The organism is Ferriphaselus sp. R-1 (assembly GCF_000746095.1).
Classification (GTDB): Bacteria; Pseudomonadota; Gammaproteobacteria; order Burkholderiales; family Gallionellaceae; genus Ferriphaselus.
The window spans coordinates 315,884-332,637 of sequence record NZ_JQKP01000002.1; the positions used below are offsets into that span (position 1 = coordinate 315,884).

Below are 16,754 nucleotides of genomic sequence, written 5' to 3' on the forward strand. Positions count from 1 at the left end.
GTTGAGGCCGGAGAGGGTTTGCTCGTACACTCCGGGTTAGGCAGTTTGTTTAATAGTTGATAAATTAGGAGAGGAAAACATGGCACTCGTTTCTTTGCGCCAACTGCTCGATCACGCAGCAGAAAACAGCTACGGCTTGCCCGCATTCAACGTCAACAACCTGGAACAGGTGAAGGCGATCATGGAGGCGGCTGACGAATGCAACAGCCCGGTCATCATGCAGGGTTCTGCTGGCGCGCGTAAGTACGCCGGTGAAGCCTTCCTGCGTCACCTGATCGAAGCTGCCGTCGAGATGTACCCGCACATTCCCGTCGTGATGCACCAAGACCACGGCGCATCCCCGGCCATCTGTATCCAGGCCATCAAGTCCGGCTTCTCCAGCGTGATGATGGATGGCTCTTTGCTGGCTGACGGCAAGACTCCGTCCAGCTTCGAATACAACGTCAACGTGACCCGTCAGGTCGTCGAGATGTCCCATGCCGTCGGCGTGTCCGTCGAAGGCGAACTGGGCTGCCTGGGTTCCCTGGAGTCCGGCCACGGCGAGAAGGAAGACGGTCACGGCGCTGAAGGCGTCCTGTCGCACGACCAACTGCTGACTGACCCCAACGAAGCCGCTGAGTTCGTGAAGGCTACCCAAGTGGACGCTCTGGCTATCGCCATCGGTACTTCCCACGGCGCGTACAAGTTCACCAAGCCGCCCACAGGCGACACCTTGGCAATCAGCCGCATCAAGGAAATCCACGCACGCATTCCCAACACCCATCTGGTGATGCACGGTTCTTCCTCTGTGCCGCAAGAGTGGCTTGAGATCATCAACCAGTTCGGCGGTGCGATGCCCCAGACCTACGGCGTGCCGGTTGACGAGATCGTTGAAGGCATCAAGCACGGCGTACGCAAGGTGAACATCGACACCGACCTGCGCATGGCTTCCACGGGCGCTACCCGTCGCTACTTGGCCAACAATCCCAAGGATTTCGATCCACGCAAGTTCCTGGCCGAGACCACCAAGGCGATGAAGGCGATCTGCAAGGCGCGTTACGAAGCTTTCGGCTCCGCAGGTCAGGCTGCCAAGATCAAGCCGATCTCGCTGGATGCCATGGCGATGCGTTACATCAAGGGTGAGCTGAACGCGGTTATCAAGTAAGCGTTCCTTAATCCAACAAAAAAGCGACCTCCGGGTCGCTTTTTTGTTGAGTGCGCCAAATCAAAGCCCCAAGTCGCTCCACATCGCATCCACCTTCTGCCTCACCGCCACATCCATTACGATGGGCGTACCCCATTCTCGGCTGGTTTCACCCGGCCACTTGTTGGTGGCATCCAAGCCCATCTTGCCGCCAAGGCCGGAAACAGGTGAAGCGAAGTCGAGATAGTCGATCGGCGTGTTCTCCACCAGCAGCGTGTCGCGTACCGGGTCCATGCGCGTGGTGATCGCCCACATGACCTCTTTCCAGTCACGCACGTCGATGTCGTCGTCCACCACGATAATAAATTTTGTGTACATGAACTGGCGCAGGAATGACCACACGCCGAACATCACCCGTTTGGCGTGTCCGGCATATTGCTTGCGGATACTGACCACCGCCATCCGGTACGAACAGCCCTCCGGCGGCAGGTAGAAATCGACGATCTCGGGAAACTGCTTTTGCAGCAGCGGAACGAACACCTCGTTCAGCGCCACGCCCAGCATCGCCGGTTCGTCGGGCGGCTTGCCAGTGTAGGTACTGTGGTAGATCGGATTCTTGCGCATCGTCACACGTTCGACGGTGAACACCGGGAAACTGTCCTGCTCGTTGTAGTAGCCGGTGTGGTCGCCGTAAGGGCCTTCCAGTGCGGTCTCGCCGGGATGGATCACGCCTTCCAGAACGATCTCGGCAGAAGCGGGCACTTGCAAGTCGGAGCCCAGGCACTTCACCAGCTCGGTCTTGGCGCCGCGCAACAATCCGGCGAACTGATATTCGGACAAGGAATCCGGCACCGGCGTCACCGCGCCGAGTATGGTCGCCGGATCGGCCCCGATGACGACCGCGACCGGGAAAGGCTGGCCGGGATGCTTCAGACAGTGATCGAGGAAATCCAGGGCTCCACCGCGATGCGCCAGCCAGCGCATGATGACCTTGTTCGGGCCGAGCACCTGTTGACGGTAGATGCCGAGATTCTGGCGCGGCTTGTTCGGCCCGCGCGTCACCACCAATCCCCAGGTGATCAGCGGCGCCACGTCACCCGGCCAGCAATGCTGGATCGGCAGGCGCGACAAATCCACCTCCTTGCCTTCCCACACCACCTCCTGACACGGCGCAGACGACAGCACCTTGGGCGACATGGACAGCACCTGTTTCAGGATCGGCCACTTCTCCCAGGCATCCTTCAGCCCCTTGGGCGGCTCGGGCTCCTTGAGGTAAGCCAGCAGCTTGCCGACCTCGCGCAAGGCGGCAATGTTTTCTTCGCCCATGCCCAGCGCCACCCGGCGCGGGGTGCCGAACAGATTGGCCAGCACTGGCATGGCGTGCTTCCGGCCCTGCGCATCCACCGCGTTTTCAAACAACAGCGCCGGACCTTGCGCCCGCAGCACCCGGTCGCTGATCTCGGTCATCTCCAGATGGGTGGACACCGGCGCAGCGATGCGCTTGAGCTCGCCCATTTTCTCCAGTTGCGCGATGAAATCGCGCAGGTCGTGGTACTTCATGCTTGCTCCTCCGCAGTCGCCAGTCGCCAGTCGCCAGACGTAAGACGTAAGACGTAAGACGTAAGTTTAACCACGGAGCGGGGTAACTTACGTCTTACGTCTCACGACTACCCACTCAATAAAAACTCTCCGTCCCCTCGGGGCGCGTCTTGAACCGCTTGTGCAGCCAGAAGTACTGCTCGGGCATCTCAAGCACGCGTTGCTCGATGAACTCGTTCATACGGCGGGCATCTGCGATGTCGTCACCGCTCGGGAAGTTTTCCCATGCCGGATAGAAAGTCAGCACATAACCTGCCCCCCCGGGCAGCATGCGCGTGATGCTGGGCACAATCTTCGCGCCCGTCATTTTGGCGATGCGCGGTACAGAGGTCATGGTGGCGGCAGGCACCCCGAAGAACGGGATAAACGCGCCATCGCGCACGCCTTGGTCCTGGTCGGGCGGATAGATGAACGGCATGCTTTCCTTCATTCCCTTGATGATAGGGCGCAGCCCTTCCTGACGTGCATACAGACGCTGATTTCGAAAGCGGCAGCGCTTGCGTAGCAACAGATCTGAGAGATACAAGTTTTTCTGTTTGGAGTACATGCATACGGTATCCACCTGCTGTGCGATCCATTGCCCACCAGCATCCATAGCCACGAAATGCGGTGTCAGCAAGATCATAGGCTGCCCTTTTACCGCATCGAAATGCTCCAGACCTTCAACATGGATGAGCGAGTTGATGCGTTCGGCACTGGCCCACCAGAGCAGACTGCGTTCGATCAGGCCGCGCATGAACATCCTGAAATGTGCGCGCAACAGTTTTTTTCGTGCGGCCACGTCCATGGCCGGGAAGCACAAGCGTAGATTGGTATCACCCACCCGTCGCCGCTCCGCAGCAAAGGGATAGACCACGGTGCCGAGTACATTGCCCAGAATGACGATGAGGCGGAACGGCAGGAAATGGATCAGCCAGAAGATGAAGACTCCGAAACGTGCCAGCATCACGACTCCTTGCCCATGGCGGGCGGCTCGGCACCGGGGGGCACTTTGTAACGGTTGTAGCTCCACAGATACTGTTCGGGGCAACTGCGTACGGCAGTCTCGACGGCCCGGTTCATGGCATGGGTGATGGATTCGCCGTCAGTCTGCTCCAGCGGAGAGAAGCTGAGCACATAGCCCTTGCCATCCTCCAGGCGCACGGCATGGGTCATCATGATGGCCGCACCTGTGGACTGGGCCAGGCGTTCGACCAGCGTCATGGTGTAGGCGGGGCGACCGAAGAACTCGACCCACTCACCTTCGCCGTTGCCCGGTGCCTGATCGGGCAGCAGGCCTATGGCCTGACCGCGCTTGAGCGCTTTGAGCATGGCGCGCACGCCGCTGACATCGGTGCGAACCAGCTCCAGCAAGCCGCGCTCGCGCCCAAGGCGCATCATCGGCTCGATCCAGGCCAGGCGGGGTGGGCGATACATGGTGGTCATGGGCAGGCGCAGAGTGATGTACTGGCCGACGATCTCGAAGCAGCCCAGATGCGGCGTCAGCACGATGATGCCCTTGCCCTGTGCATGCGCGGCCATCACTTTATCCCAGCCGTGGCAGTCATGGACACAGGCGGAGACCTCCTCCTGCGGGCGTAGCCAGATCCAGGGCAGTTCCGCGATGCTTTTTCCCATCTCGGCCACATTGCTGCGCAGCGTCTGGCGGAACTCCGTATCGCTCAGTCCCGGCAAAGCCAGACGCAGATTGTCATGCAGGCGCTCGGCGTAGCGGCCGGACAAGAGATAGGTCGCCCAACCAGCCAAGGTTCCCAAGCGGTGTAGCCACCGTAACGGTAGCCGGGAGGCCAGTCTAAAAATAAACAGGAATAAGGGAGTGAGCACCGTGGCCATTGTCAAGTTTTTGTTATAATGCCCGCCACTTTTAACCAACCTGAAATAACGGAGAGCCATGAGCGAGTACTTTTTTACCTCTGAATCAGTGTCTGAAGGCCATCCCGACAAGGTTGCCGACCAGATCTCCGATGCAGTTCTGGACGCGATTCTAGCCCAAGACCCCTACGCGCGGGTAGCCGCCGAGACTCTGGTGACCACCGGCCTGGTAGTGATGGCGGGTGAGATCACCACCAGCGCCAACGTGAACTACGGAAAAGTGGCGCGCGAAGCCATCCGCAAGATCGGTTACGACGACCCCAATCTGCGCTTCGACGCCGACGGCTGCTCCGTCCACGTCTGCTACGGTCAACAAAGCCCGGACATCGCTCAGGGCGTGGATCGCGCCTCCGATGACTACCTGAATCAGGGCGCGGGCGACCAAGGCTTGATGTTCGGTTACGCGTGTACCGAGACCGACACCCTGATGCCGCTGCCGATCTACCTGTCGCACCGCATCGTCGAGCGCCAGTCGCAACTGCGTCGCGATGGCCGTTTGAACTGGCTGCGTCCGGATGCTAAATCGCAAGTCACCGTCAAATATGTGGACGACAAGCCGTTCTGCATCGACACCGTGGTGCTCTCCACCCAGCACACGGCCGACATCGACCTGCCGCAGATCCGCGAAGCGGTGATCGAAGAGATCATCAAGCCGACCCTGCCGAAGGAGCTGATCAAGGGCGACATCAAGTATCTGGTTAACCCTACTGGTCGCTTCGTCATCGGTGGTCCGCACGGTGATGCCGGCTTGACTGGCCGCAAGATCATCGTCGACACCTACGGCGGCGCAGCCCCGCACGGCGGCGGCGCATTCTCCGGCAAGGATCCGTCCAAGGTGGACCGTTCCGCCGCTTACGCGGGTCGTTACGTGGCGAAGAACATCGTCGCTGCCGGTTTGGCCGACAAGTGCCTGGTGCAAGTGTCCTACGCGATTGGCGTGGCCCAGCCGACCAGTATCATGGTCACAACCTACGGCACCGGCAAGATCTCCGACGAGAAGATCACCGAACTGGTCAAACGCCACTTCGACCTGCGCCCCAAGGGCATCGTGCAGATGTTGGACCTGCTGCGCCCGGTGTACCAAAACACCGCCGCTTACGGTCACTTTGGCCGCGAAGAGCCGGGCTTCACTTGGGAAGCTACTGATAAGGCGGAGGCTCTGCGTGCCGATGCTGGTTTGTAATTCGTAAGTAGTCGCAAGCAAAAGACAAAACGGCACCCAACGGTGCCGTTTTCTTATGCTAGAATGCGCGCCCGCAAGTCGCAGTTTCACTCGATTTGTTTGTATCCGACACTGAGGAGCGTTGCGACAGGGTTTCCTGCCAGGCTCAGTGACTCGGCAAGTTTCAACGACGCTCACCCAAACCGTGCCGGGCACGGGAGTCCGGGTGAGTCGAAATCCCCCTCCCTCCGGTCATTATGTTCAAGGAGAACACTATGGCTGAATTCAATGATTACGTAATCGCCGACATCAATCTTGCTGCCTGGGGCCGCAAGGAGATCGCTATCGCCGAGACCGAGATGCCCGGTCTGATGGCCATCCGCGAAGAGTTCGCGGCGACCCAACCGCTGCGTGGCGCGCGCATCACCGGCTCGCTGCACATGACCATCCAGACCGCCGTGCTGATCGAGACGCTGAAGGCGCTCGGCGCGGAAGTGCGCTGGGCATCCTGCAACATCTTCTCCACGCAAGACCACGCTGCTGCGGCGATCGCAGCAGGCGGCACTCCGGTGTTCGCCGTCAAGGGCGAATCGCTGGCCGAATACTGGGACTACACCCACCGCATCTTCGAATGGGCGGACGGCGGCTATACCAACATGATTTTGGACGACGGCGGCGATGCCACCCTGTTACTGCATTTGGGCACCCGCGCTGAAACCAATCTGTCGCTGCTAAACAACCCGACCTCGGAAGAAGAGACCTGTCTGTTCGCCTCCATCAAGGCCACCCTGGCCAAGGACCCGACCTGGTACTCCAAGCGCTTGGCCGAGATCAAGGGCGTGACCGAAGAGACCACCACCGGCGTGCACCGTCTGTACCAGATGCACCAGCGCGGCGAACTGAAGTTCCCCGGCATCAACGTGAACGACTCCGTCACCAAGTCCAAGTTCGACAACCTGTACGGCTGCCGCGAATCGCTGGTGGACGGCATCAAGCGTGCGACTGATGTGATGATCGCGGGCAAGGTCGCCGTGGTCGCAGGTTACGGCGACGTGGGCAAGGGTTCGGCTCAGGCGCTGCGCGCCCTGTCTGCTCAAGTTTGGGTCACCGAGATTGACCCGATCTGCGCGCTGCAAGCTGCGATGGAAGGCTACCGCGTGGTGACCATGGATTACGCTTGTGAACACGCTGACATCTTCGTCACCACCACCGGCAACTTCCACGTTATCACCCACGACCACATGATCAAGATGAAGGATCAGTCCATCGTCTGCAACATCGGTCACTTCGACAACGAGATCGACGTCGCTTCCATCGAGAAGTACCAGTGGGAAGAGATCAAGCCGCAAGTCGACCACGTGATCTTCCCGACTGGCCGCCGCATCATCCTGCTGGCCAAGGGTCGTCTGGTCAACCTGGGCTGCGGCACCGGTCACCCGTCTTACGTGATGTCGTCCTCCTTCGCCAACCAGACCATCGCTCAAATCGAGCTGTGGACTGAAGCTGAGAAGGGCAGCAACAAGTATCCGGTGGGCGTGTACACACTGCCGAAGCATCTGGACGAGAAGGTCGCGCGCCTGCAGCTGAAGAAGCTGAACGCGCAACTGACCGAACTGACCGACCAGCAGGCCGCTTACATCAGTGTGCCCAAGGAAGGTCCGTACAAGGCCGACCACTACCGCTACTAATCTGGCTGTAGGCGTATGATGCGAGGGGCGGATTTTCCGCCCCTTTTGGCTTGAGGAGTGACGATGCAACTGTTGCTGATCTGGATGTTGAACGCGCTGGCGTTGCTGGCGGTGGGCAACCTTGTTCCCGGCATCCATCTGGACGGTTACGGTGATGCCATGATCGCTGCGCTGCTTCTGGGACTCGTCAATGCCTTCATCCGCCCGCTGTTCGTCCTGCTGACCCTGCCCGCCACCGTGCTGACGCTGGGGCTGTTCATCTTCGTGATCAACGGCTTGCTGTTCTGGTTCACCGGCTCTATCCTGCGCGGCTTTGTCGTGGACGGGTTCTGGTATGGTTTGGCTGGTGCCATCCTGTACAGCGTATTTTCGTGGGGGCTCACCTCAGCCGCCGCACAACTCATGAGGAAATCATGAACAAGACTCCCATCAGTTTCGAATTCTTCCCGCCGCAGACCCCGGAAGGTCTGGGCAAGCTGGTCGATACCAGCAAACAACTGGCGTTGTACAAGCCGGAATACTTCTCGGTGACCTTCGGTGCGGGCGGCTCCACCCGCGACCGTACGCTGGCCACGGTCGAGCAGATTCTGCGCCAGGGCTTTGACGCCGCGCCGCATCTGTCCTGCGTCGGCTCCACCCGCGAGAACATCCGCGAGATCCTGCACACTTACAAGGCGTTGGGCGTGAAGCGCATCGTCGCGCTGCGCGGCGACCTGCCGTCCGGCATGGCCACCACCGGCGAATTCCAGTATGCCAACGAGCTGGTCTCGTTCATCCGCGCCGAGACCGGCGAGCACTTCCACCTCGAAGTCGCCGCCTATCCGGAAGTGCACCCGCAGGCCAAATCTGCCCGCGACGATCTGCTCAATTTCAAGCGCAAGATGCACGCCGGTGCGAACGCCGCCATCACCCAGTATTTCTACAACGCCGATGCCTATTTCCACTTCGTCGAGCAGGCGCGCAAGCAGGGCATCACCCAGCCCATTGTGCCGGGCATCATGCCCATCATGAAATACTCGCAACTGGCACGCTTCTCCGAGATGTGCGGGGCGGAGATCCCGCGCTGGATGCGCAAGACGCTGGAAGGCTTCGGCGACGACACCGACTCCGTGCAGGCGTTCGGCCTGGATGTGGTTAGCCAGCTATGTGAGCAATTGCTAACCTCGGGCGTGCCCGGTCTGCACTTCTACACGCTGAATCAGGCTGGCGCCTCGGTCGAGATCCTGAAACGTCTGGGTTACCGCGCCTGATATGAAAGCTCCCGAACTCCTCCTGCCCGCCGGTACGCTGGACAAAATGCGCACCGCCTACGCCTTTGGTGCGGACGCGGTGTATGCCGGGCAACCGCGCTACTCACTGCGCGCGCGCAATAACGAATTCAAGCTGGAGGAGCTGCGCACTGGCATCCAGGAGGCGCATGCGCTGGGCAAGAAGCTGTTCGTCGCCAGCAATCTGATGCCGCACAACGCCAAGGTAAAGACCTACATGGCGGACATGCAGCCGGTGATCGAGATGCAGCCGGATGCGCTCATCATGGCCGACCCCGGCCTGATCGCCATGGTGCGGGAGCGCTGGCCGGAGCAGGAGATCCACCTCTCCGTGCAGGCCAACACCGTCAACTACGCGGCGGTGAAGTTCTGGAAATCGCTCGGCCTGTCGCGGGTGATTTTGTCGCGTGAACTGTCGTTGGATGAGATCGAAGAGATACGCCAGCTGTGTCCCGACATCGAACTGGAAGTGTTCGTGCACGGTGCGCTGTGTATCGCCTACTCGGGACGTTGTCTGCTTTCCGGCTACTTCAACCATCGCGATGCGAATCAAGGCACGTGCACCAATTCCTGCCGCTGGGATTACAAGATCGATAACGCCGAGGAAAATGGCACGGGTGATATTGAAAAACACCCTCTCTCCAACTCTCTCCCACAAGTGGGAGAGAGAGCGAACGTTCCCTCTCCCGCTAGCGGGAGAGGGCTAGGGAGAGGGTTGGCTGAAGACAGCCAACCTGAAAGACTAGACTTCGATTTCGACAAGGCACTCAGTCAAAGTGCGCTGTCCGATTGCGGCAGCCAGCCGCGTCATCCACTGGCCGACCGCGTGTATGTCATCTCGCGCCAGGATCATCCCGGCGAGCTGATGCCGGTGCTGGAAGACGAGCACGGCACTTACATCATGAACTCCAAGGACCTGCGCGCCGTGGAACACGTCGAGCGTCTGGTGAAGATCGGTGTGGATTCGCTCAAGGTGGAAGGCCGCACCAAGTCCATCTATTACGTCGCCCGCACCGCACAAGTCTATCGTCAAGCCATTGATGACGCGGTGGCCGGTCGCCCGTTCAACCTGCAACTGCTGGGCGCGCTGGATGCGCTGGCGAATCGCGGCTACACCGACGGTTTCTACGAACGTCACCACACCCACGAGCAGCAGAACTATATGCGCGGCCACTCCGAGAGCTTCCGTCAGCAATACGTCGGCGATATCGTGAGCTGTGCCGACGGCATGGCTGAGATCGAGGTGAAGAACAAGTTCTCGGTCGGTGACAAGCTGGAGATCATTCACCCCGCTGGCAATCACATCGTGGACGTGACCGAGATGCGCAGTCTCGAAGGTGCGGCCATGAGCGTCGCTCCCGGCAGCGGCCACCGCGTGCAGATCCCGTTGCAAGGCGAATTGGCCAAGGGCATGGTGGCGCGCTTCCTGTAAGCCACCGCAACGGTCGGGTGCCGGTTCCCTGGCTAAGTCTTAGTGCATGCGTGCGCGCCACGCACCATTCTGGACGGCTGCTCGACCCCCGCTTCTCCTCCCGCTCTGGATTTCGCGCGCTTTGCTGCCGCTACAGGCCATCCACACGCGGTGGCCTGAATATTGCTCTGCATTCTGTCAAACGCATGGGCGCTGCCCCGCATCGCCCATGGCCTGCAATATCAGGAGACAGAAATGACGGAAGAATTGGAATTGATGCAGTTGATGGCGCGCTTCAAACTGCAGGTGCGGCGACAGCTCAATCAACTGGTAGACCTTGACCTGCTCAAGACCGACAGCGCGTATGCCCGCACCCGCTTATCCGAGATCGAGAACCTTGCCGATGACGAAGAGTTGCTGATGATGGTGCTGCGGTTGCGCGGCATCCTGCTGCCGGTCGCCCCTCCGCCCCAAGTTAAAGCGGTCGAGGAGCCGCCACAAACAGAGACAGGGCGCAGCTACAAATTCGGCGCGCGCTCCTGGTAAAGGCGCAGGACTACTCGGCTTTATCCTCAGCAGCAGATTTGGTCGCGGGCGTAGGCGCAAGCGGCTTAGGGCGATTCTTGCTCTCGTCGAAGAAGCGGAAGCGCCCGAACAGCACGCAGCCCTTCATGCCCAGCTCGCACGGCAAGTGATTCACCCGCTCGCACTTGTCATCCACCAGATGCGGACAGCCCCAATTACTCATGTTCATGCCTTTTTCACGAACTCCGTCTTCAACTGCATCGCGCCGATGCCGTCGATCTTGCAGTCGATGTCGTGGTCGCCGTCCACCAGGCGGATGTTCTTCACCTTGGTGCCGACCTTCACCACCGACGACGAACCCTTGATCTTCAAGTCCTTGATCACCGTCACGGTGTCGCCGTCGTTCAGCACGGTGCCGAAGGCATCCTTGAACACCTTGGTTTCTTCAACCGCTTCAGCGGCGACCTTCGGCCACTCATGCGCGCACTCGGGACAGACAAAATTGTCGCCGTCTTCGTAGGTGTATTCGGAATTGCATTTGGGGCAGGGAGGGAGGACGGTCATAGGGTTCCTTTAATCTTTCGGTAGGATGGAGATGCTGGGATGTGTGTTTGTCCTTCTGGCACTGGTTTCTGTGATCTATGTCAGGGGAGTAGCTGATCCCCGAAATTATCGCAGTGCTGACTTTCGCAAGGTATTCCGTCGTTGTCGCCATCCATTTTCGTGTTGGGACAGTTAGACAGAAAATACTTGGCCTCATCACAATCAGTCATTTGTGAGCAGAAAATACGGCCATCACACTGTCGAGTGATGGGTTGTAAAAGGGGGTGTTCGGCAGCGGACTTTGGTGGGGGCAAGGCGTCTGACGCATTGTCCATTTTAGGCTGCAATGAACTGGGAATCTGCCCAATGGGCTCCGGGGAGCGCTTCGAGAACTCAGCATAGCCATAGAAACAAAGCACGACAAAGAAGGGCAGAGCTAATTTTGCAAGAAAACCACCACGTCGCGGAGAGCGGCCAAGTTTGTAGCCCGTATGCACAGATGAGCGCGTGGATTTCAATGCCCGTTCAACATTGATCGCCTGTTTCTTTCCCCGCTCACTTAGCGCAATTCCAAAGGTCAGGCTCTCGCCAACAATTGGCCGAGGACTATCCTTTGGAAAGGACGATATATGAACAAAGATCTGATCGCCACCTTGTGAGGGTTCGATAAAACCGAATCCCCGCTCGTCATTCCACTTGGAAAGTTTACCGACGAATTTCATCTCGATTACAGCTTATACCCCCGATGCACCGCCACGACGCCGCCGGTGAGGTTGAAGTAGTCGACGCGGGAGAGTCCGGCGTCGGTCATCATCTGCTTCAGTTCTTCCTGCCCCGGGTGCATGCGGATGGATTCGGCGAGGTAGCGGTAGCTGTCGGGGTCGTCGGCGACGAGTTTGCCCATCAGCGGCAGCAGCTTGAAGGAGTAGAGGTCGTAGCCCTTTTCCAGCGGTTTGGCGACTTTGGAGAATTCCAGCACGATGACGCGGCCGCCGGGTTTGAGCACGCGGGTCATCTCGCGCAGGGCGGCATCCTTGTGGGTGACGTTGCGCAGGCCGAAGGAGATGTTGACGCAGTCGAAGTAGTTGTCCGGGAAGGGCAGGTGTTCGGCGTCGCACTGCGAGGTGGGGGTGACGATGCCTTCGTCCAGCAGGCGGTCGCGACCCACGCGCAGCATAGCGTTGTTGATGTCGGTGAGGACGACCTGGCCGCCGCTGCCGACCTTCTTCAGGAACAGGCGCGACATGTCCGCCGAGCCGCCCGCCACGTCCAGCACGCGGTCGCCGGCGCGCACGCCGCTGATGCTGACGGCGAAGCGCTTCCAGATGCGGTGTAGACCGGCGGACATCAGGTCGTTCATCACGTCGTATTTGCTGGCGACGGAGGTGAACACGCCCGCCACCTTCTTGGCTTTTTCTTCTTCAGCGACGGTCTGGAAACCAAAATGGGTGGTTTTGCTCATCTCAACTCCTTAGCTAATTATCCCCTCCCCCTTGAGGGGGAGGGCCAGGAAGAGGGTGCTGCGCGCCTAGCCTCTTCCCTGCCCCTCTCCCATTCAATGGGAGAGGGGATACGTCGTCAATCCCGGCTTGCGCCCGCCGCTTCCAGCCGTTGCAGATAGTCCTGCCACAGGCCATCCTGATCCTGCCCCAGCTCATACAGGTAGGCCCAGGTATAAATGCCGGAATCGTGGCCGTCGTCATACACCAGTTTCACGCCGTAGCTGCCCGAAGGCTGGATATCGCTGATGCCGACGTTGCGCTTACCCACTTGCAGCGTCTCCTGCCCAGGGCCGTGGCCACGCACTTCGGCGGAGGGGGAATAGACGCGCAGGAACTCGAACGGCAGGGTGTAGCGTGCGCCGTCGTCAAAGGCGATCTCCAGCTTGCGCGAACTCTGGTGCGCGGTGATCTCGGTGGGTGTGGGCATGGCTGACATCAATGGCATAAAACGGCGGCCATTATATACCGGGCAAACACGGCGCAGACCGTGCTGGCTTATAATGCACGCCCGATTTGCTGCGCCGCTGTCATGCTGTTCGATTCCACCCATTCCCGTCCCCGCTACGCCAACCTGCACGGTTCGTCTGATGCCTTGGCGCTGGCGCAACTCGCCCGGCAGAAATCCCCGCTGGTGATCCTGACGGCGGACGCGCGCGAGGCGCAGCGGCTGGTGGAAGAGCTGCCCTACTTCGATCCTGAGCTGCGCGTGCACCTGCTGCCTGACTGGGAGACGCTGCCTTACGACCATTTCTCGCCGCATCAGGATCTGGTCTCCGAGCGGCTGGCGACGCTGCACCATATCCGCACCGGGATGTGCGACGTGATCATCGTGCCGGTGACCACCGCGCTCTACCCGCTGCCGCCGGTGAGTTACATGGCGGCGTACACCTTTTTCATGAACAAGGGCGAGCGGCTGGTGCTAGACACTTTCCGTGCGCAAATGACGCTGGCAGGCTACACCCACGTGCAGCAGGTGCTCACCCCCGGCGAGTATTGCGTGCGCGGCGGGCTGATCGACCTGTTCCCCATGGGCAGCCCGGTGCCGTATCGCATCGACCTGTTCGACGACGAGATCGAGACCATCGCCACCTTCGACGTGGACACGCAGCGCACCATCTATCCGGTGCCGGACATCCGCCTGTTGCCCGCCCGCGAATTTCCGCTGGATGAGGCCGGACAGGCGCGCTTCCGCCAGAATTTCCGCGAACGCTTCGAGGGCGATCCGTCCAAGGCCAGCATCTACAAGGATGTGAGCAAGGGCATCGCCCCGGCGGGCATCGAGTACTACCTGCCGCTGTTCTTCGGCGAGACCGCCACCTTGTTCGACTACCTGCCGCCGGCGGCCACGCTGTGCCTGCACCACGCCGTGAACGAGGCCGTCACCGAGTTCGGCAAGGATGCCGCCAGCCGTTACAAGCTGCTGCGCGGCGATCCGCAGCGCCCGCTGCTGGAGCCGAAAGAGCTGTTCATGGATGGCGAGCAGTTTTTTGGACGGGTCAAGGAATTTGGGCGGGTAGATGTGCTTGCCGCTGGGGTGCCCTCACCCCAGCCCTCTCCCGAGGGGAGAGGGGGTTCTGATTCCCCTCGCCCTCCGGGAGAGGGGTTAGGGGAGAGGGAAGTACCCCAAACCTCCACTCCGTGCCCCACCGCCCCCATTCCGCCCATCGCCGTGGACCGCAAGGCGGAGGTGCCGGTGCTGGCGTTCCAGTCCTTCATCCAGCGCCACGATGGGCGCGTGCTGTTGCTGGCGGAGTCGCTGGGGCGGCGCGAGATCATGGCGGGCTACCTGCGCGAGTACGGGCTGACGCCGGAGACGTGTGAGAGTTACGCCGACTTCAAGCAAGGCAAAGCGTCGTTCATGCTGGGGGTCGGCCCCTTGCAGCGCGGTTTCATCCTGCCCGACGAGCACTGTGCCATCGTCACCGAGACCGAGCTGTATGCCACGCAGCCCAAGAGCCGCAGCGCGCGCGGTGCCAAGAAGAGCAGCGTCGAAGGCATGTTGCGCGACCTGTCCGAACTTAAGCCGGGCGACGCGGTGGTGCATGAACAGCACGGCATCGGGCGTTATCAAGGGCTGATCACGCTGGATCTGGGCGAGGGCGACAACGAGTTTCTGCTGTTGCAGTATGCGAGCGAGGACAAGCTCTACGTGCCGGTGTCGCAACTGCACGTCATCAGCCGTTACAGCGGCGGCGCGGCGGAAGATGCGCCTTTGCACAAGCTGGGCAGCGGGGCGTGGGACAAGGCCAAGCGTCGCGCCATGCAGCAGGTGCGCGACACCGCCGCCGAGCTGCTCAACCTCTATGCCCAGCGCGCCACGCGGAAGGGACATGCCTTCAAGCTGACATATCACGACTACGAGGCCTTCGCCGCTGGGTTCGGTTTCGAGGAGACCGCCGATCAGGCTGCCGCCATCGAGGCCGTCATCCTCGATCTGCAGTCGGGCAAGCCGATGGATAGGCTGATCTGCGGCGATGTGGGTTTCGGCAAGACCGAGGTGGCTTTGCGCGCCGCCTTCATCGCTGCGATGGAAGGCAAGCAGGTGGCGGTGTTGGCCCCCACTACGCTGCTGGTCGAGCAGCATTACCAGAACTTCTCCACCCGCTTTGCCGATTTCCCGGTGCGGTTGACCGAGCTGTCGCGTTTCCGCTCCACCAAGGAATCCGCGCAGGCGTTGCAAGAGCTGTCTGAGGGCAAGGTGGACATCGTGATCGGTACCCACAAGCTGATTCAGAAGGACATCAAGTTCGCCAACCTCGGCCTCGTCATCATCGACGAAGAGCACCGCTTCGGCGTGCAGCAGAAGGAGCGGCTCAAGGCGCTACGCGCCGAGGTGGACGTGCTGACGCTGACCGCCACGCCCATCCCGCGCACGCTGGCGATGTCGCTGGAAGGGCTGCGCGACTTTTCGGTGATCGCCACCGCGCCGCAGCGCCGTTTGTCGATCAAAACCTTCGTCAGCCAATACAGCCAGGGCGTGATCCGCGAAGCCGTGCTGCGCGAACTCAAGCGCGGCGGCCAGGTGTACTTCTTGCACAACGAGGTGGACACCATGCCCAACATGCTGGAAAAGCTCACCAGCCTGTTGCCCGAGGCGCGCATCCGCATGGCGCACGGTCAGATGGGCGAGCGCGAACTGGAAGCGGTGATGCGCGACTTCACTCACCAGCGCTTCAATGTGCTGCTGTGCTCAACCATCATCGAGACCGGCATCGACGTGCCGTCCGCCAACACCATTATCATGAACCGCGCCGACCGCTTCGGCCTGGCGCAGCTACACCAGTTGCGTGGCCGCGTCGGTCGCTCGCACCATCAGGCCTACGCTTATCTGCTGGTCGATAGTCTGGAGGGCTTGACCGCCCAGGCCAAGAAGCGCCTCGAAGCGATCCAGGCGATGGAGCAGCTGGGCAGCGGCTTCTACCTCGCCATGCACGATCTGGAGATACGCGGCGCGGGCGAAGTGTTGGGCGAATCGCAGAGCGGCGAGATGCAGGAGATCGGTTTCGCCCTCTACACCGACATGCTCAACGCCGCCATCACCTCGCTGCGCCAGGGACACGAGCCGGACATGGCGCATCCGCTGGGCGTGACCACCGAGATCAATCTGCACACCCCGGCGTTGTTGCCCAACGACTATTGCGGCGACATCCACCAGCGCCTGGTGCTGTACAAACGGCTGGCCAGTTGTACTGATCTGAGCGAGCTGGAAGCGTTGCAAGCCGAACTGATCGACCGCTTCGGCCTGCTGCCGGAGGCCGCCGAGGCACTGCTGCTGTGCCACCAGCTGCGCATCGCCGCGAAACCGTTGGGCATCGCCAAGCTGGATGCTTCGACCGAAGCCATCCAGGTGCAGTTCGTGCCGAACCCGCCCATCGACCCGATGAAGATCATCAAGCTGATCCAGACCAAACGGCACTACAAACTGGTGGGGCAAGACAAGCTGCGTATCGAGCTGAAATACCACGACCTCACGCAGCGCGTGCTGGCGATCGGGAACTTCCTTGGGGAGCTGGGTTAGCGCGCTGCTGCAAGCGGCCCGGGCCGGACTTCTGGGCTATACT

At 60.6% G+C, this 16,754-nt stretch carries 16 protein-coding genes and 1 riboswitch; of the genes, 8 read left to right on the forward strand and 8 right to left on the reverse strand.

Annotated elements, in window-relative coordinates; all coding sequences use genetic code 11:
- Positions 1–79: 79 nt before the first annotated feature.
- A complete protein-coding gene (fba, locus tag DM08_RS03920) occupies positions 80–1,144 on the forward strand; it encodes a class II fructose-bisphosphate aldolase (RefSeq protein ID WP_035383302.1) in 1,065 nt (354 codons plus the stop codon).
- 60 nt (positions 1,145–1,204) lie between these two features.
- Here fba and ubiD read toward each other — a convergent pair whose 3' ends face one another.
- From ubiD to DM08_RS03935, 3 genes are all read right to left on the reverse strand, one after another.
- Complete coding sequence (ubiD, locus tag DM08_RS03925) at positions 1,205–2,683, reverse strand: 4-hydroxy-3-polyprenylbenzoate decarboxylase (protein ID WP_035383303.1); 1,479 nt, start codon at positions 2,681–2,683, stop codon at positions 1,205–1,207.
- Positions 2,684–2,798: 115 nt separating this feature from the next.
- The gene (locus DM08_RS03930) at positions 2,799–3,668 is read right to left on the reverse strand and encodes an LpxL/LpxP family acyltransferase (RefSeq protein WP_035383304.1); all 870 of its coding nucleotides are present in this window, start codon (positions 3,666–3,668) and stop codon (positions 2,799–2,801) included.
- Positions 3,668–4,555, reverse strand: a complete 888-nt coding sequence (locus tag DM08_RS03935; RefSeq protein ID WP_035383305.1) for a lysophospholipid acyltransferase family protein — start codon at positions 4,553–4,555, stop codon at positions 3,668–3,670. Before DM08_RS03935 ends, DM08_RS03930 begins: the two co-directional genes overlap by 1 nt.
- 58 nt (positions 4,556–4,613) lie before the next feature.
- Here DM08_RS03935 and metK point away from each other — a divergent pair, with 58 nt between their 5' ends.
- The 6 genes from metK (at position 4,614) to DM08_RS03965 (ending at position 10,669) form a co-directional block, all read left to right on the forward strand.
- Positions 4,614–5,777, forward strand: coding sequence for a methionine adenosyltransferase (gene metK, locus DM08_RS03940; RefSeq protein ID WP_035383306.1), 1,164 nt, complete (start codon positions 4,614–4,616; stop codon positions 5,775–5,777).
- 107 nt (positions 5,778–5,884) lie between these two features.
- Positions 5,885–5,959: riboswitch (S-adenosyl-L-homocysteine riboswitch) on the forward strand.
- A gap of 72 nt (positions 5,960–6,031) precedes the next feature.
- Positions 6,032–7,444, forward strand: a complete 1,413-nt coding sequence (gene ahcY, locus DM08_RS03945) for an adenosylhomocysteinase (protein WP_237560211.1) — start codon at positions 6,032–6,034, stop codon at positions 7,442–7,444.
- Positions 7,445–7,507: 63 nt separating this feature from the next.
- Positions 7,508–7,861, forward strand: a complete 354-nt coding sequence (locus DM08_RS03950; protein ID WP_035383308.1) for a phage holin family protein — start codon at positions 7,508–7,510, stop codon at positions 7,859–7,861.
- Positions 7,858–8,694: a methylenetetrahydrofolate reductase [NAD(P)H] gene (metF, locus tag DM08_RS03955; RefSeq protein WP_035383309.1), complete on the forward strand. Its 837-nt coding sequence runs from the start codon at positions 7,858–7,860 to the stop codon at positions 8,692–8,694. The genes DM08_RS03950 and metF overlap by 4 nt, the downstream gene beginning before the upstream one ends.
- A 1-nt stretch (position 8,695) precedes the next feature.
- On the forward strand, positions 8,696–10,144 hold the full coding sequence (locus tag DM08_RS03960) for a peptidase U32 family protein (protein ID WP_035383310.1): 1,449 nt from the start codon (positions 8,696–8,698) through the stop codon (positions 10,142–10,144).
- A gap of 234 nt (positions 10,145–10,378) precedes the next feature.
- On the forward strand, positions 10,379–10,669 hold the full coding sequence (locus tag DM08_RS03965; protein ID WP_035383311.1) for a hypothetical protein: 291 nt from the start codon (positions 10,379–10,381) through the stop codon (positions 10,667–10,669).
- Positions 10,670–10,679: 10 nt separating this feature from the next.
- Here the strand turns inward: DM08_RS03965 and DM08_RS03970 are convergent, their stop codons facing one another.
- From DM08_RS03970 to DM08_RS03985, 5 genes are all read right to left on the reverse strand, one after another.
- Complete coding sequence (locus DM08_RS03970; protein WP_237560212.1) at positions 10,680–10,877, reverse strand: hypothetical protein; 198 nt, start codon at positions 10,875–10,877, stop codon at positions 10,680–10,682.
- Positions 10,874–11,212: a zinc ribbon domain-containing protein YjdM gene (locus DM08_RS03975; RefSeq protein ID WP_035383312.1), complete on the reverse strand. Its 339-nt coding sequence runs from the start codon at positions 11,210–11,212 to the stop codon at positions 10,874–10,876. The genes DM08_RS03970 and DM08_RS03975 overlap by 4 nt, the downstream gene beginning before the upstream one ends.
- 80 nt (positions 11,213–11,292) lie before the next feature.
- On the reverse strand, positions 11,293–11,913 hold the full coding sequence (locus tag DM08_RS12485) for a cold shock domain-containing protein (protein ID WP_081908755.1): 621 nt from the start codon (positions 11,911–11,913) through the stop codon (positions 11,293–11,295).
- 5 nt (positions 11,914–11,918) lie between these two features.
- The gene (ubiE, locus tag DM08_RS03980; RefSeq protein WP_035383313.1) at positions 11,919–12,653 is read right to left on the reverse strand and encodes a bifunctional demethylmenaquinone methyltransferase/2-methoxy-6-polyprenyl-1,4-benzoquinol methylase UbiE; all 735 of its coding nucleotides are present in this window, start codon (positions 12,651–12,653) and stop codon (positions 11,919–11,921) included.
- A 116-nt stretch (positions 12,654–12,769) separates the two neighbouring features.
- Entirely contained in the window at positions 12,770–13,120 is a 351-nt protein-coding gene (locus DM08_RS03985) for a gamma-butyrobetaine hydroxylase family protein (RefSeq protein ID WP_237560213.1), read from the reverse strand.
- Between the two features lie 102 nt (positions 13,121–13,222).
- Here DM08_RS03985 and mfd point away from each other — a divergent pair, with 102 nt between their 5' ends.
- Positions 13,223–16,711 (forward strand): transcription-repair coupling factor, encoded by a 3,489-nt coding sequence (mfd, locus tag DM08_RS03990; RefSeq protein WP_035383315.1) that lies wholly within the window; start codon positions 13,223–13,225, stop codon positions 16,709–16,711.
- The last annotated feature ends 43 nt before the right edge of the window (positions 16,712–16,754 follow it).

Excerpts from the sequence above, each read along its gene's own strand:
- DM08_RS03970 (WP_237560212.1), bottom strand. The coding sequence starts at position 10,877 with ATGAACATGAGTAATTGGGGCTGTCCGCATCTGGTGGATGACAAGTGC.
- DM08_RS03960 (WP_035383310.1), top strand. The coding sequence starts at position 8,696 with ATGAAAGCTCCCGAACTCCTCCTGCCCGCCGGTACGCTGGACAAAATG.
- DM08_RS03935 (WP_035383305.1), bottom strand. The coding sequence starts at position 4,555 with ATGGCCACGGTGCTCACTCCCTTATTCCTGTTTATTTTTAGACTGGCC.
- ubiE (WP_035383313.1), bottom strand. The coding sequence starts at position 12,653 with ATGAGCAAAACCACCCATTTTGGTTTCCAGACCGTCGCTGAAGAAGAA.
- mfd (WP_035383315.1), top strand. The coding sequence starts at position 13,223 with ATGCTGTTCGATTCCACCCATTCCCGTCCCCGCTACGCCAACCTGCAC.
- metF (WP_035383309.1), top strand. The coding sequence starts at position 7,858 with ATGAACAAGACTCCCATCAGTTTCGAATTCTTCCCGCCGCAGACCCCG.
- DM08_RS12485 (WP_081908755.1), bottom strand. The coding sequence starts at position 11,913 with ATGAAATTCGTCGGTAAACTTTCCAAGTGGAATGACGAGCGGGGATTC.
- DM08_RS03950 (WP_035383308.1), top strand. The coding sequence starts at position 7,508 with ATGCAACTGTTGCTGATCTGGATGTTGAACGCGCTGGCGTTGCTGGCG.
- DM08_RS03975 (WP_035383312.1), bottom strand. The coding sequence starts at position 11,212 with ATGACCGTCCTCCCTCCCTGCCCCAAATGCAATTCCGAATACACCTAC.
- DM08_RS03930 (WP_035383304.1), bottom strand. The coding sequence starts at position 3,668 with ATGCTGGCACGTTTCGGAGTCTTCATCTTCTGGCTGATCCATTTCCTG.
- fba (WP_035383302.1), top strand. The coding sequence starts at position 80 with ATGGCACTCGTTTCTTTGCGCCAACTGCTCGATCACGCAGCAGAAAAC.
- DM08_RS03965 (WP_035383311.1), top strand. The coding sequence starts at position 10,379 with ATGACGGAAGAATTGGAATTGATGCAGTTGATGGCGCGCTTCAAACTG.
- metK (WP_035383306.1), top strand. The coding sequence starts at position 4,614 with ATGAGCGAGTACTTTTTTACCTCTGAATCAGTGTCTGAAGGCCATCCC.
- ubiD (WP_035383303.1), bottom strand. The coding sequence starts at position 2,683 with ATGAAGTACCACGACCTGCGCGATTTCATCGCGCAACTGGAGAAAATG.
- DM08_RS03985 (WP_237560213.1), bottom strand. The coding sequence starts at position 13,120 with ATGCCCACACCCACCGAGATCACCGCGCACCAGAGTTCGCGCAAGCTG.
- ahcY (WP_237560211.1), top strand. The coding sequence starts at position 6,032 with ATGGCTGAATTCAATGATTACGTAATCGCCGACATCAATCTTGCTGCC.